General features: G+C 64.5%; 13 protein-coding genes. All 13 read right to left on the bottom strand.

Features of this window, described 5'->3' with window-relative positions:
- Positions 1-1,219 (bottom strand): ISKra4 family transposase (locus tag WAO69_RS00005; protein ID WP_422175445.1); only part of this gene is annotated, 1,219 nt, incomplete at its 3' end.
- Between the two features lie 241 nt (positions 1,220-1,460).
- Positions 1,461-2,765, bottom strand: coding sequence for a flavin monoamine oxidase family protein (locus WAO69_RS00010; RefSeq protein WP_422175447.1), 1,305 nt, complete (start codon positions 2,763-2,765; stop codon positions 1,461-1,463).
- Positions 2,752-5,208, bottom strand: coding sequence for an FAD-dependent oxidoreductase (locus tag WAO69_RS00015; RefSeq protein WP_422175449.1), 2,457 nt, complete (start codon positions 5,206-5,208; stop codon positions 2,752-2,754). Before WAO69_RS00015 ends, WAO69_RS00010 begins: the two co-directional genes overlap by 14 nt.
- An 18-nt stretch (positions 5,209-5,226) precedes the next feature.
- Entirely contained in the window at positions 5,227-5,946 is a 720-nt protein-coding gene (locus WAO69_RS00020) for a hypothetical protein (RefSeq protein ID WP_422175451.1), read from the bottom strand.
- A 53-nt stretch (positions 5,947-5,999) separates the two neighbouring features.
- Complete coding sequence (locus tag WAO69_RS00025; protein WP_422175453.1) at positions 6,000-6,344, bottom strand: hypothetical protein; 345 nt, start codon at positions 6,342-6,344, stop codon at positions 6,000-6,002.
- A 56-nt stretch (positions 6,345-6,400) separates the two neighbouring features.
- Positions 6,401-7,873: an aldehyde dehydrogenase gene (locus tag WAO69_RS00030; protein ID WP_422175455.1), complete on the bottom strand. Its 1,473-nt coding sequence runs from the start codon at positions 7,871-7,873 to the stop codon at positions 6,401-6,403.
- Positions 7,874-7,907: 34 nt separating this feature from the next.
- Positions 7,908-8,474 (bottom strand): MOSC domain-containing protein, encoded by a 567-nt coding sequence (locus WAO69_RS00035; protein ID WP_422175457.1) that lies wholly within the window; start codon positions 8,472-8,474, stop codon positions 7,908-7,910.
- Positions 8,471-8,695, bottom strand: a complete 225-nt coding sequence (locus WAO69_RS00040; RefSeq protein WP_422175459.1) for a hypothetical protein — start codon at positions 8,693-8,695, stop codon at positions 8,471-8,473. Before WAO69_RS00040 ends, WAO69_RS00035 begins: the two co-directional genes overlap by 4 nt.
- Positions 8,692-10,785, bottom strand: coding sequence for an FAD-dependent oxidoreductase (locus tag WAO69_RS00045; RefSeq protein WP_422175461.1), 2,094 nt, complete (start codon positions 10,783-10,785; stop codon positions 8,692-8,694). The genes WAO69_RS00040 and WAO69_RS00045 overlap by 4 nt, the downstream gene beginning before the upstream one ends.
- A 3-nt stretch (positions 10,786-10,788) precedes the next feature.
- Positions 10,789-11,493 carry a TetR family transcriptional regulator C-terminal domain-containing protein gene (locus WAO69_RS00050; RefSeq protein ID WP_422175463.1) on the bottom strand — a complete coding sequence of 235 codons (705 nt, stop codon included), beginning with the start codon at positions 11,491-11,493 and terminating at the stop codon, positions 10,789-10,791.
- Positions 11,494-11,518: 25 nt separating this feature from the next.
- Positions 11,519-12,601 carry an ABC transporter ATP-binding protein gene (locus tag WAO69_RS00055; protein WP_422175465.1) on the bottom strand — a complete coding sequence of 361 codons (1,083 nt, stop codon included), beginning with the start codon at positions 12,599-12,601 and terminating at the stop codon, positions 11,519-11,521.
- On the bottom strand, positions 12,598-13,425 hold the full coding sequence (locus WAO69_RS00060) for an ABC transporter permease (RefSeq protein ID WP_422175467.1): 828 nt from the start codon (positions 13,423-13,425) through the stop codon (positions 12,598-12,600). The genes WAO69_RS00055 and WAO69_RS00060 overlap by 4 nt, the downstream gene beginning before the upstream one ends.
- Before the next feature lie 3 nt (positions 13,426-13,428).
- Entirely contained in the window at positions 13,429-14,337 is a 909-nt protein-coding gene (locus tag WAO69_RS00065) for an ABC transporter permease (protein WP_422175469.1), read from the bottom strand.
- Positions 14,338-14,343 lie beyond the last annotated feature (6 nt).

Genomic DNA, 14,343 nt, shown 5'->3' on the forward strand with positions numbered 1-14,343 from the left:
CATCAACACAGCCTTCCGCCCGAGACGACGAAACTGCGAGGCCATTCCGGTGTCGATGGCCGTAGTCTACGAGCGCGTCGAAGTTGTTCGCAAGGTAGGAATACAGGTCCTGGCACCGCGCTCTGACGCGCTTGGCCGCTTCTCGTAATTCTCGGGTTTCGGCGTGCAGACGATCGCAATCGATCTGAAGAACTTTGAGGATTGTCGCGGCGGTCATCACTTTGCCGTGCCAAAGGTACCAACGCAGTGTATCGGCAGGTCGTTCGAAGAGTAGCGGCAACCCTGAAAATCCCTTCAATTGAAGAAGTCCCCGCACCGCATTTTCAATGTGCTTGACCCGCATCGAGATATGCCACCAGTCCAATATGTGGGTGACGCGACCTCGAACGGCACGCCTTACCAAATTTGGCAGTGCAGGTTCGCCATCTGAGATCACGGTCACTTTGCTCTGACCGTCCCAGCCCTGCGCAATCAGGTCATGTCGGAGTTGCTTTGCAGGAGAACTGGCGGCTTGCTGCACGAGGCCAAACCGCCGGCTCATATTGAGGCTTTCAACCTTACCGACCACGACTTCCAGGTGGCGTTTCTGGTATTCAGGCCGACATCGTATGTGCGCACCATCCAGGAAAACGGTTAGTGGTGAGCGCGGCGCGATTGTATCCGTGTCTCCTGGGCTTGCGTCGTCGTGGCCTAGCTCGTCGGCGATGCGACCCAAGCGATTTCGAACGGTCGTGTTCGACTGAGCCGAACAGGGCAGGAACATTTCGATCAATCGAGCGGCTTCCCGAAAGGAGTGCCTGGCCCCCAATTCAGCCTGCAGGCGCCGAAGTTCTGGAGTCGTTCGGTCAGAGAACAGCCCGGCACGTGGTGATTGCGGCCCAGATTTCGCGACCCCCGCCGGTTGGCACAAGCAGCGCCGAAGCCTTGGCCACTTCACCCGAATTCGCCCGAAAAGAGTGTCGAGAATACGGCCTCGATCATCATGAATCGCGCGGTGTTTGGCACAGCCATCGCATTTCCGGTGAGCCTCTATTGCTTCACCGACCTGATCTTGCACAATCGCTTCCTGCAAGCGCCTCAACAAGGTCTTTGCTTCGTCGAGGAGAAGGCCCAAATTCTCGGAACCAAACTCGTCCGGAGCACGGCGAAGTCGACCGATATTGCGCCTCTTGGTTTCTCCATCGTCAAACGTCGTCTCGACAAAAATGCTCACATCCATGGTGGGTCCCGCCTTGTTCAGAAATCTTACCCTACCACGACGACCACCAAGTTTTGCCCACTCCCGCCCAACGCGCCGTGTGCCGAATTTAAGGGCAACGCGACAGGCACTCGCCACAAGGGCCGCAGTTCTCGAAGGTCGGCTGACCGTCGCAAACAAGAAACGCGTCGCATGACCCCCATGTTTTGTCCACTCCCGATTTAAGGACAACGCAACAGTCCCTTCAATGATAGAGCGCCTCTCATGGTTGGTCCCGAATTGCGGATAGAAGCATTGCGTCTGCTACCTGCCTACCCGTCATCAGGGCACCGTGAACTGTTGCCGGGTAATTGGTCGAGGTGGCCTCGCCCGCAAACCAGAGTCGGCCATCCCAATCCGGACCAAACAGCGCTTTGTGGTCCTTGCGGCTGCTGCCCACCGCCTTGAACGAATACGAACCAAGGGCGAAGGGATCCCGCCTCCAGCGGGTGATCTGATAGCCCACCGGATCAGGAACCGAGCCGCCGTACATCGCACGCAAAGCTTCCAGCGCCGAGGCTGCGGTTGTGGCATCGTCCCATGCCTCGACGGTTTCGGCCATGCGGGCGGCGTTGAAGGCGGCAAGCAACGGTTGGCCTGTGGCACGCAGGTAGCTCGTCCAGTCCCCCCAAAGGGTTTCGACCGGGTTCACGTAGTCGATCCAGTCCACGTCCTGCGGCCAGAAGACCCGGTCAAAGCGCAGCACGCATTTGTTCAGCAATCCCATGCCCAGCGCGTCGATGGCGCGCTGACGCCGCTTGCCCAAAGCCTCGTCAAACCGGACCTGTCCCGATTGCAGAACGCCCAGCGGCAGCGTGACGATGGCGGCATCGGCGGTGTGGGTGCCCCTGGCCGTGGTGACCGAAACGCCCGCACCTGCGGGGGCGATGGCGGTGACGGGTTCGCCCAGATGCAGGTCCAGCCCCTTGGCCAGATCGGACAGGATCGCGCCAAAGCCGGGGGTCACTACGGCCTCCTTGCCCGGGAAATCCTTGTCTTGATCGAAATTCCACGCCGACAGCAGGCTCCAGTCGCCGGAGTACTCGTGCTCGATCCGGGTGTTGATCGCCAGACGCAGGGCGGCGCGGTCCCGGGGGGGGATGGCCTGCCAAGCGGGGCTGGCCTCGACGGCGGCTTGCACCGACAGGTCCGCATCGGCGTCGTAGAACCGCTTGCGCGCGGCGTCCACCAGCGTCAGCGCCCGCTTGACGGCCTTGCCGAAATCGAAGGGATGACCGTCCTGATCAAAGCTGATGGCCCGCTTGTACGAGGTGGGGGTGATCGTCAGGCCCTGCGCCTTTGCCAGCGCGGTCACCGGATTGCCCTTGGTGCCGTGGATCCAGCTTGCGCCCATGTCCATCGGCAGGTCGGGCCAGAGATGGCTGGTGTGGGTGCGCCCGCCGATCCGGTCGCGAGCCTCGATCACGGTGACGCGCAGGCCCGCATCGTGCAACACGCGGGCAGCCCCGAGGCCCGCCATCCCTGAGCCGATGACGATGACATGCGAGCGGGGGCTACTGGCGGACATTTTCACTCTTCGGGTCATAGAGGGGGGCCAGCGACGGGGTGGCCGGGATACGCGCGTCGCACACCTCGATCTCCCAGCGGTGCGCGCGCAGCATCTCGGCGGTGACGCCGCCCGGATGCTCGACCACGCCAAGCCCGACAGAAGCACCCAGCGTGGGCCCGAAGGCCCCCGCCCGGATGTACCCCACATCGCGCCCGTCGCACAGGATGGGCTCGTTGCCGAAGAGGAGTGGGCCGGGGTCCGCCAGCAGGAATTGCACGATGCGACGGGTCAACGGCCCCGCAGCCTTTTGCGCCAGAAGCGCGTCGCGGCCAATGAAATCGGCTTTGCTGAAGTTCACCGCGAAACCCAGACCCGCTTGCAACGGCGTGTCTGTGTTGTCGATATCCACAGCAAAATCGCGGTAGCCCTTTTCCAGCCGCAGAGACTCCAGCGCCATCATCCCGCAATGCACCGGTTCCACCCCCGCCGCGCGCATGCCGTCCAGCAGGGCATCGTGGGCCGCGTGGGAATACTCCGTCGGGATATACAGCTCATACCCCAGTTCGCCCATATAGGTGACGCGGATCGCCCGCACGGGCACCGGGCCGATATCCAGCATGCAACTGGCGCGGAACGGTACCTTGGCGGTGGACAGGTCCGCCCCCGTCATGGCTGCCAGAATGTCGCGCGACCGGGGGCCTTGCAGCGACAGGATCGTGTAGGCCGAGGTCAGGTCGGCGACGGTACAGTCCTCGTCTGCCCGGGTCTGGCGGCGAAGCCATGCGATGGTCGTCGATTGCAGGATATCGCCCGTTACCAGAAGGAACTCCGCCTCGCCAGTGCGGGTGATCGTCAGGTCGCTGATGATCCCGCCCTGATGGTTCAGCCATTGGGTATAGACGTTCAGCCCCACGGCCACATCGATATTGGCCGCACTCACCCGGTTCAGCACGGTCAGGGCGTCCCGGCCCTGCACCAGAAACTTGCCCATGAAGCTCTTGTCGAAAATCCCGGCTGCGGTGCGTGTAGCATGGTGTTCGCGTGCCGAAAGTTCGTGCCACGGCTGGCGGGCATGAGAGGCATCATCGACCGCTGGCGGCGGCGCGTCGGGGGAAAACCAGTAGGGCATCTCCCAGCCCGACAGTTCGTTGAAATAGGCCCCCATGGCGGCGTATCGATCGTGCAGGGCCAGCCGCCGCATGCCGCGCGCCGTCTTGTGGTGCCAATGCGGCAGCGGGGCGTAGGTAAAGGTATAGCCCAGCGATTTCGGGATACGCGCGCCCAGAAACGCCCGCGTCGCCTGATGGGGCCGCGTGCGGGCGATATCAAGGCCCGTGATATCCTGCGACGCGGCACCCGTAGTCAGCAGTTCGGCGGCCAGCAGGCCGACGCCGCCAGCCGACAAAATACCCAGCGAATTGAGGCCGGTCGCCAGAAACACGCCGTCCACCTCGGGCGCCGCGCCCAGCAGGTAGGACCCGTCGGGGGTAAAGCTTTCCGGGCCGCAGAAGAAGGTCTTGATCCCGGCGGTTTTCATTACCGGGTAACGTTCGAACGCAGCCTCCAGGAAGGGTGTCATCCGGTCCCAGTCAGGCGGCAGGGTGGAAAAGCTCGCGTCCTGGGGGATGGCGTTCAGGTTCCAGGTGGCCCCTTCGGGTTCGAACAGGCCAAAGAGCAGGCCGCCGCCTTCCTCGCGGACATAGGTAAAGGTTGAGGGATCCTCGACAACGGGCATATCGGGATGCGCGCCCGCCAGCGGTTCGGTCAGAAGGTAATAGTGTTCGGCGGCCTGAAGCGGTACCCGGATGCCAAGTTGGGCCCCAAGCTGGCGCGACCACATGCCGGTGGCGATCACCACCTGTCCGACCATGATAGTGCCCTGCGGGGTAACGACGCCGGTGACGCGGCTGCCCTTACGGACGAAATCGGTCACGGGCGCGCCCTCGACGATCCAGGCGCCCCGCGCCCGCGCGCCTGCGGCCAGCGCCATGGTGGCATCCACCGGGTTGGCGCGGCCATCGGTGGGCGTCCAGAAGCCCGACAGGATGCCCGCCGTTTCAATCAGGGGAAACTTGTCCCTGATCTCGGCGGGTGACAGTTCGAACCGTTCGACCCCTTGGGTGCGGACGAAATTGGCGTCACGGCGCAGTACTTCGCGGCGATCGGGATCACAGGCCAGATGGATGTGCCCGCATTGGCGAAAGCCCGTGGACAGGCCAGTTTCGGCGGGAAGATCAAGGTAAAGCTGGCGGGTGTATTGCTCGATCCAGATCAGCGTTTCGGTGGACATGCCCCCCGAGGCGATCAGCCCCGCTGCATGCCATGTGGTTCCCGAAGTAAGCTTGTCGCGCTCCAGCAAAACCACGTCACGGACGCCCAGCTTGCCCAAGTGATAGGCGATGGAACAGCCGATGACGCCACCGCCGACGATGACAATGCGGGCATGAGAGGGAAGCGTCACGGGGGCGGTTCTCCTGTTTCAGGCTGCGGGATGCGGGACGACATGCACATGCCAGGCCACTGTGCCGGGTGCGATCCTGCGCTCGCAAACGGTGCCTGCGGGTAGGAAGAAATGCGTATCGGGGCCGAAATCCTCGGCGGTGCCGCTGTCCGTGATCAGGCTGATCCGGCCACTAAACACCCGGTACAGCTCGTGCGCCCCGGCGGGCTGCGGTGGCAGATTGGCCGCGTCGTGGCGGCAGGCGGTGACCGTCATGGATCCGGCATCATTGAAGAAGATCACTTCGCGGCCCTCGGGCTGGTGGCCCGGATCCATGACTCGGACCCCGCCTTCGGCAGAGGCCAGCGCAGGTGGCTCGCTCTCGGGGGCCAGCAGGGTCAGGTATACCTTGCGCAGGTAGCCCTCCTGTCTCCAGCTGACCGGGATGCCGCTGCGAAAGGTGGCGCCCTGACCCGCCCTGCCTGTCACGGCCCCGCCCTGGCCGTCGGTGATGGCAAAGGTGCCGTCCAGAACGGTGATGTATTCGTCCCCCGGATAGGGGCCGAAGGCTTCCTGCATCGTCGTGGTGTCCCAGATGCCCACGGCAAGGCCGATCGCCGCGTCCTCGAAGATCAGGTGATAGTGCTGCCTGGGCAGGGCAGACTGGAAATCCTCGGGCGCCAGATCGAGCGGGATCAGCGCTGCGTCAGGGTCAATCCGGCAGGCGGCAAGCGGGCCGGGTGTGGAGGTCTGGGTCATGGGCGCTCCGGGTACGAGTGCGGACCGGTGTGGCCCGTTGGCGGGCGGGTCGCCTATTCGATGGTCCAGCTATATTCGCCATCGGTGTACACGTCGCCGTCGCGGGCCCAGGGGGCGCAGCTTTCCTCGGGGCTTTCGGTGTATGTCACGCACATCCGGTTGCCGATGAAGGTATAAGTGCCAGTATCCTGGCCATATTCCACATCGTCATAGGTCGTCGTTCCATCGGCGCCGTAGCATTGCCGCCCTTCAGATGGGCCGGTGTAGACGATGCAGCTACCGACATGGGTGTCCTGAAACATCTGTTCAGTCACGAACATGCGTTCGGCCTGTGCGGGGACAGCGACCAGCAGGGCGCTCGCAGCGAGGGCAGTCAGGGTCAGTGCGGTGCGTGTCATGTCATCCTCCGGGGGTTATTGGGGTGATATTCCGGCTGGTGGGCCCTCGCGGCCCCTCAGCCGTCGAGGTCGATCCAGATCGTCTTGAGTTCGGTGTACTGGTCATGCGCGTGGATGCCGTTGTCGCGCCCGCCAAAGCCCGAAGCCTTGAAGCCGCCGAAGGGGGTCGAGATCTCGCCTTCGGAATAGGCGTTCACGCCCACGGTCCCGGCCCGCAGCTTGCGGGCATAGCGATGCGCCTTGCCGATGTCGCGGGTATAGAGCGTGGCGGCCAGGCCGTAGTCGGACTGGTTGGCTAGGGCCACCGCCTCTTCATCGCTGTCGGCCTTGGTGACGCTCACCACGGGGCCGAAGATTTCCTGTTGAAAGATATCCATCTCCGCCGAGACATCGGCAAAGATCGTGGGCTGGAACAGCAGCCCGCCCGCCCCCTGCCCGCCAGTGACGACGCGGGCGCCCTGTGCCTTACCACGGTCCACCAGACCGGTGACCTTCTTGAAATGCGTGTCGCTGACCAGCGGGCCAAGGCGGGTGCCTTCGTCCAACTGATCGCCCAGGGCCCAGTCCGCCGTTTGCGCCGCCAGGGCGGCGACCAGATCGTCATGGCGGTCCTTGTGGACGATGATCCGGCTGTTGGCGGTGCAGTTTTCGCCCATGTTCCAGAAGATGGCATTGGCCTGAATGGCCGCAATCCGCTCGATCTGATCGGCATCCGACAGCACCACAGCCGCACTCTTGCCGCCCATTTCAAGGCACACTTCCTTGAGGTTGGTCTGGGCGGCGGCCTCAAGGATGCGGCGGCCCACGGCGGTCGATCCGGTGAAGGTAATCGCATCCACATCCATATGCCGCGCCAGCGCTTCGCCGGTCACGCCGCCAAGCCCCGTCACCACGCTGAACACGCCGGGCGGCACCCCGGCTTCCAGCGCCAGTTCGGCCACCCGGAGGGTGGAAAGGCTGGTGTTTTCCGCAGGCTTGACGACCAGCGAATTGCCGGTGGCCAACGCCGGACCGAGCTTCCATGCCAGCATCATCAGCGGAAAATTCCACGGCAGCACAGCGGCGACGACGCCCACGGGTTCGCGCACGATCAGGCCCACCGCATTGGGCGCGCTGGGGGCGATCTGGTCGTAGAGCTTGTCCTGCGCTTCGGCGTGCCAGCGGATCGCCTTGGCGGTTTCGGGCACGTCGATCCCCAGACAATCGGCCACCGGCTTGCCTGCATCGAGCGCCTCCAGCACCGCCAGTTCCTCGGCGTGGTGCAGGATCAGGTCGGCAAGGCGGCACAGGATGCCCTTGCGTTCGGCCGGGTGCAGACCGGACCAGACGCCCGCCTCGAACGACCGCCGGGCGGCGGCCACGGCGCGGTCTACCTCGGGCAGGCCACAGGCGGGCAGGCGGGCGATTTCGGCCCCGGTGAACGGATCGAGCGAGGCGAAAGTATCCGCCCCCGGCTCCAGCCAGTCGCCATCGATCAGCGCGCCCCGGGGCAGGGCCAAGGCGGCGGCGATATCGCGGTAGGTCTTCATCTGGGTACCCTTTCGTTGTCAGAGGCGGCCATTATTAAAGACGGCGCAGCGCGTCGCCCAAAGTCACCACGCCATCCTGTTCGATGGAACAGAACAGGCCCCGCAGGCGCAGATGCGCCCGGTCCGGCGGGCTGGTCCAGTCATAGGCGGCGCGGCCGCAGCGGACCTTCCACTTGGCGCAGCCCTCGTTCGGGACATCGCTGACGCGCAACACCGCCGTGCCCGCCTGCAGCAGCGTGCCGGTGGGCAGGTTTTCTTCGGTCAGGTTCATATCCACCACGATGTTATCGCCCGGATGGGCGATGTAATCGCGCTCGCGCCAGACCAGATCGAGCACGCGGGCGGACATGACCGAGACCTGGATACGCGGATCCGGGCCGCCGTCCGGCAGTTCGAGCCAGGGGCGCGACATTTCGAAATCGCCCGTCACGCCGCCGTCGCGCGACAGGGTCAACCGGTCCGGAAAGTCCCGCTTGTTGGGTTTGGGGCGGGCGCAGAGCATGCGAATGCCCCCCGCCGCGCGCGGGGCGGCCAGCACATCCGCAAGGGCCGCGTCCAGTTCTGCGGCGGTGACCGGATTGGCCGGGGTGCGGGCTGTCATGGCGACGTCTCCTGTGCGGCGGTGCCCGGCAGATTCAGGGCCTGCGGGTGGCGGTTCTGATGGCGGGCGGTGCAACTGCTGCAAGAGGCATAATCGGGCGTGGCCGCAGCCGTCCGGGACAAGGTGACGTCGTCCGCCAGCGCGGCGAGCGCAATGGCGAGGGCCAAGACGAAGGTCAGTCCTGCTCCGATCATGATATTGCGCTGCACCACGACACTCATTCCGCCGCCCGCACCATGCCCACGGGTTCGTCCATCGTGCCGACATCCACCTTGTCATGGCGCAGCGGCAGGTCGATATCGACAGCGCGGTCCAGATCCTGCGCATAGCGGTGCCCGGCGTAAGTGGCTGCCGCGATGATCGCCGGGGCCTCGCAATCGCCGATCCGGGTCAGGGTGAAGGGCAGGTCCGCATGCGTCCCGTCAGGGGCGTAGCGCAGGGCGGTATAGAGATCGTCCACCGGCGCGCGCTGGCCCACCACGACCAGACATTCGGCGGCAAGCGTCGTTTCAGCTCCGCTATGGGCGCAAGAGAGCGTCACCTTGGCCCCGTCGAACCACGTCAGTTCCTGCGCCGTGACCAGCCGCACGCCCTGCGCGATCAGATGGCCCGGAATGCGCCAGCCTTCGCCGGTGTTTTCGGCCCAGGGCGACACGCGGTCATGGGGGGTCACCAGCGTCACCTCGATCCCCGCCTCGCGCAGCCTGTCTGCCATCACGCTGCCCATGTAGTAGCCATCGGCGTCATAGATCACCGCAGGCCCTGTGGGCAGCGTGCCGTCCATGATGTCATCGGGCGTCAGAACCGGGGTGGCGTCCTCGGCAATGGGTTCGAACCGTTTGCCGGTGAACAGATCCCGCCGCCAGCGCGCACCGGTGGCGATGCAGACATGATCGGCGCCGAATTCAAGGATATCTTCGGGCGCAAGACGGCTTTCGCGAAACACCTCAACATTGGGCATCTTGGCGATCTGGCCTTCGCGGTAGTCGCGCACGCGGATGTATTCGCGCATGCCCGGCAGGGCGGCTTCGCGGGTCACGCGACCGCCCAGGTCGCGGGTGGCCTCCGCCAGCGCCACGCGGTAACCGCGCAGGCCCAGCGTGCGCGCGGCCTCCAGCCCGGCAGGCCCGGCACCGACGATCAGCACCTGTGTATCACTGCCCCGCGGCGTCGCCCGCTCAGGATGCCAGCCTTGCCGCCATTCTTCGCCCAGGGTAGGGTTTTGGGTGCAGCGGATCGGCACCGAGAGGCTGTCGCCGGAATAGCAGATGTTGCAGCCGATGCATTCGCGGATGTCCTCGGGGCGGCCTTCCTCGATCTTTTTGGGCAGGAACGGATCGGCGATGGAGGGGCGCGCGGCCCCGATCAGATCGGTCAGCCCCGATTTCACCCAGCGCACCATCGTATCGGGCGAGGTAAAGCGACCGACGGTCACTATGGGCTTGGTCGTGACCGACCGGACCCAGGCCATGTAGGGTTCGAGCGCGCCTTCCTTGATAAATCGCGATGGCCCCATTTCAAGCGAATAGTCCGCGATGTTAATGTCCCACAGGTCCGGCATCTCGGCCATCATGGCGAACATCTCCTGCCGTTCGCCAAAGATCGGCTTGCCGTCCTCGTCAGCCTCGGCATCGGCGGCAAAACGGACGACAACGCCGCACCGATCGCCCACGGCCTCCTTGGTCTCTTCGATCAACTCGCGCACAAGGCGGGTGCGGTTTTCAAGGCTGCCGCCGTATTCGTCGCTGCGGGTGTTGGTCTCGGGGTTGAGGAAATTGGCCAGAAGATAGCCGTGCGTGGCATAGACATAGACCAGATCGAATTCGGCGGCCCTGGCGCGCAACGCGGCGTTGCGGTGCCAGCGGCGCAGATTGCGGATATCCTCCTTGTCCATCGCGCGGGATTGGAACGGGTGGCCGACGCCATTGGGCCGGCTGGCCACATCCATCGATACCAGCCGGGTGGCGATATTGGCGGTGCGCGACCCGCCGAACCACAGTTCCGCCCCGGCAAGCGCGCCGTGGGCGTGGACCTTGTCGGTCATCAGCCGGTGGTTGCGGATATCGGTATCTTCCCAAAGGGTGGCAGAGATATGCAACTGATCGTCCGAAGCGGGATGGATCGAACAGTATTCGGTATTGACCACCCCCCAGCCGCCTTCGGCCTTGACCCCCCGCATTTCGGCCAGCGTGCGCGGCCGGACCCAGCCCATGCCGGTGCAATGGGGCACCTGATAGAACCGGTTGCGGGTTGTCACCGGCCCGATGCGGACAGGTTCGAACAGGATATCATAGCGAGGTTCGCGAGCCATGGCTCAGGTCCCTTTCTGCGGTGTGTCTTGGGGTGTCGTTCGGTCGTTGGGCCGATCCCCGGCGTCAGGGTCGAAAAAAAGGGCCGCCAGATGATCGCGCGCCGTGGCGCGGCATTGCAGCCGCCGGAAATCGCTGGGGTAAAGCAGGTGGTTGAGCCAGAGCCCGTCATAGAGCGCCTCCAGCCCCAGTGCGATCTGGCGCGGGTCCCTGCCGGTTCGGCCAGCGCCCGCGCTTGCACCTTGCGCATTCAGCGCCTCGATGATGGCGACGGTGGCTTGCAGCCGCTCTTCATCCCGGTCCTCGACCACCCGGCGGTAGATTTCCCGCGCGCCGGCATCGCCCCAGAAGGCGAACCACACCGCAAGCGACCGGCGGTCACAGCAGCGGGCATCGAACCGCGCGTCGGCCAGCGCGACCAGCCGCTCTGTCGGTGTCAGGGCGGTATTGGAATTTTGCTGTTGCCACAGCGCGCGCTCGGCATCGGCAAGCTGTTGCAGCACCGCTTCGAACAGCGCCTCCTTGCTGTCGAAGTAGAAATTCGCCAGCCCGACCGAGGTTCCCGCGATCTCTGTCACGCGGCCCAGGGTCGTGCCCGAGAGGCCGTACAGAGCGATGGAGGAGATCGTGGCGTCAATCAGGGATTGCCGCCGCTCGGCCTTGGCCGTGGCACGGGAGGTTCGGGGTGCGGCGGTGTCGTTTCGGGTCATGGGTATTCCAGTTGCGTCCATCGGTTCAGTCCGGTGTGAGGAGGGTGAGCGCGTCATCCCCCCAGGTCAACCAGACCGGGCGGCCTTCGCTCTGGTCCCAGGCATCAACGCCGCGCCGGGCGAATGTGGCAACCGCGACAGGCTCCGTGCGTCCGGTCAGGCCGACATGCAGGATCTGCCGCCCGCCCAGATACTGGCGCGCCCGCACCGTGCCTTCCACCGAGGGCTGACCTGCCGGAGGCGGGACGGACGAGACCACGATAGCCTCGGGCCGGATCGCCACCAGCACCTTTTGCCCGTCGGACCGCCCCATGGCCTGACCGTTCAGTGGCTGGGCCCCGAGCCCGTCGACATCGGCGATCAGGTCATCGCCGTGGTTGCGCATGCGGGCGTCAAAGAAATTCATCGTGCCCACGAAAGACGCGACCTGGCGGCTGTGCGGGCGGTCATACAGCCCCGACGGGGTGTCGACTTGGATCACCGCGCCGTTGGCCATCACGGCCACCCTGTCGGACAGGGTCAGGGCTTCTTCCTGATCGTGGGTCACGAGGATGAAGGTGATGCCAAGCCGTTGCTGCAACCCGCGAAGTTCCAGCTGCATCTGTTCGCGCAACTGCTTGTCGAGAGCGCCGAGCGGTTCGTCGAGCAAGAGAACCTTGGGCTGCATGATCAGCGCCCGGGCCAACGCCACGCGCTGCATCTGTCCGCCGGACAACTGGCTGGCCCGGCGCGCGCCGTAGCCGGGCAGGGCGATCATCTCGAGCATCGCCTCGACCCGCCGAGTCAATTCGGCCCGGGGGAGTTTCTGGCGCGCAAGGCCGTAGGCGATGTTGTCGTGAACGTTCAGATGCGGAAAGATCGCGTAGTTCTGGAACACCATGTTGATCGGGCGCAGATGCGGCGGCGCATCCTGCATTTCCTGACCGTCGATCAGGATCGTGCCGTCGCTCACCGCTTCGAACCCGGCGATCATCCGCAACAGCGTGGTCTTGCCCGATCCGGAGGCGCCCAGCAGGGAAAAGAATTCGCCCGCGCCGATTTCGAGCGACACGTCCTGTACGGCGCGAACCGTGCCGAAGGACTTGGATACCTTGCGGATCGAGATCATCGGCCCGTTTCCCCCGTTTCCACTGTGACCGGCTGCCCGATCCGGCTCAGCCGGAGGGCTGCGAACACCAGAACGAAGCTGAACAGCAAGATCAGCGTCGCCAGCGCCAGAAGCGACGGGAAATCCTGCGGAAACCGCAGCTGTCCCCAGATATACATGGGCAGTGTGGACTGCGCCCCGCTGAGGAAAAACGCCATGAAGAACTCGTCGAACGAAATGGTGAAGGTCATCAGAAGACAGGCCAGGATGCCCGGAAAGTTGCAGGGCAGTGTCACCCGCAGGAAGGTGCGCAAGGGCGGTTCACCCAGATCGGCAGAGGCCTCTTCCAGCGACCGGTTGAAGCCGATGAAGCGCGGCAACAGGACCGAGATCGCGTAGGGCAGGCAGATCACCATATGTCCGATGGCCACGGTGACAAGCGACAGCGTCACCCCCATCCGGTTGAGCAGGGTCAGAAGCGCCACGCCCATGATCAGGCCGGGAAGCACCAGCGGCAGCATGATGAAACTGACCGCCGGTGCCTTGCCCGGCATCCGGTATCGGGCGATGGCCAGTGCCGCCGGGATGGCGATGATCGTGGACAGAACGCTGACGACCGCCGCCACCTTGATGCTGTTCCAGAATGCGCGCATCAGGGGTTCGCGCTGAAACAGATCCCAGTACCAGTAGAACGTGAACTCTTCGAGCGGGAACCGGACATAGACGCCCGAATTGAACGAAAAGATCGGGATGAACAGGATCGGCAGGTAAAGCAGCACAGCAAACACAGCCGCATAGACGGCCAGGGGCCGGTTGGGACGATAAAAGCCTGTGTATCGCGCCATCGCCTACCTCTGGACCAGTTTGTTGAGAAGCACGAACACACCCCCCGCAAAGGCGATGGTGATCATCATCACCACCGCCAGCGCGGCCCCGGCGGGCCAGTTGTTCATCGGGCCGAACATGGATTGCACCAGGTTTCCGACCATCATGCTGTCGGGCCCGCCAACGAGGATCGGCGTGATGTATTCGCCCATCGTGGGCACGAACATCAATATGAAGGCCGCCACCACGCCGGGAAGCGACAACGGAAAGGTGATGCGCCAGAAGCGGCGCGCCGGGCCATCGCCCAGATCGGCGGCAGCCTCCAGGTAGGTGCGGTTGATCTTTTCCAGGCTCACATAGATCGGCAGGATCGCGAAGGCGGCCCAGGAATGCGCAAGCACGATGGTCACCGCTGTCTGGCTGTAAAGCAGTGCCGCGATGGGTTCGGAGATCACCCCCAGCGACATCAGCCCTGAATTGATCACGCCTTCGTAGCCCAGCACCACGCGCCAGGCAAAGACGCGCAAAAGATAGCTCGTCCAGAACGGCAGGGTCAGCACGATCAGCCAGAGCGCCTTGTTGCGGTTGGTGTGGAAGGCCACGAAATAGGCCATCGGATAGACCAGGATCACGGTGAAGAACGTACAGGTCAGCGAAATCGTCAGCGTCCGCAAGATCAGGACGCGGAACATCGGGTTTTCCACCATGGCGGCGTAATTGCCCAGGCCGGGCGTCTGGTCCACGTCGTAGCCGGACAGGGACCACGTGCTCATGGTCAGCGTCACGCCCAGCGGAAACAGGATCGCCGCCGCCATCAGGATCATCGCGGGTGCCAGCAACATGTGCCCGCGCCAGCCTTCGTGACGGTGCAAAAACCGCGCGAGCGCACCGGGCCGGGCCAGCGGGCGCGCACTGGTATCCGTGGCGGTCATGCCTGC

The sequence above is a fragment of the Aestuariivita sp. genome (assembly GCF_049276915.1).
Lineage (GTDB): Bacteria > Pseudomonadota > Alphaproteobacteria > Rhodobacterales > Rhodobacteraceae > Aestuariivita.

What these genes read in the sequence shown, in the direction of transcription:
- WAO69_RS00060 (WP_422175467.1), bottom strand. Translation starts at nt 13,425, where the DNA reads ATGGCGCGATACACAGGCTTTTATCGTCCCAACCGGCCCCTGGCCGTC.
- WAO69_RS00010 (WP_422175447.1), bottom strand. Translation starts at nt 2,765, where the DNA reads ATGTCCGCCAGTAGCCCCCGCTCGCATGTCATCGTCATCGGCTCAGGG.
- WAO69_RS00050 (WP_422175463.1), bottom strand. Translation starts at nt 11,493, where the DNA reads ATGACCCGAAACGACACCGCCGCACCCCGAACCTCCCGTGCCACGGCC.
- WAO69_RS00030 (WP_422175455.1), bottom strand. Translation starts at nt 7,873, where the DNA reads ATGAAGACCTACCGCGATATCGCCGCCGCCTTGGCCCTGCCCCGGGGC.
- WAO69_RS00055 (WP_422175465.1), bottom strand. Translation starts at nt 12,601, where the DNA reads ATGATCTCGATCCGCAAGGTATCCAAGTCCTTCGGCACGGTTCGCGCC.
- WAO69_RS00020 (WP_422175451.1), bottom strand. Translation starts at nt 5,946, where the DNA reads ATGACCCAGACCTCCACACCCGGCCCGCTTGCCGCCTGCCGGATTGAC.
- WAO69_RS00065 (WP_422175469.1), bottom strand. Translation starts at nt 14,337, where the DNA reads ATGACCGCCACGGATACCAGTGCGCGCCCGCTGGCCCGGCCCGGTGCG.
- WAO69_RS00025 (WP_422175453.1), bottom strand. Translation starts at nt 6,344, where the DNA reads ATGACACGCACCGCACTGACCCTGACTGCCCTCGCTGCGAGCGCCCTG.
- WAO69_RS00045 (WP_422175461.1), bottom strand. Translation starts at nt 10,785, where the DNA reads ATGGCTCGCGAACCTCGCTATGATATCCTGTTCGAACCTGTCCGCATC.
- WAO69_RS00040 (WP_422175459.1), bottom strand. Translation starts at nt 8,695, where the DNA reads ATGAGTGTCGTGGTGCAGCGCAATATCATGATCGGAGCAGGACTGACC.
- WAO69_RS00035 (WP_422175457.1), bottom strand. Translation starts at nt 8,474, where the DNA reads ATGACAGCCCGCACCCCGGCCAATCCGGTCACCGCCGCAGAACTGGAC.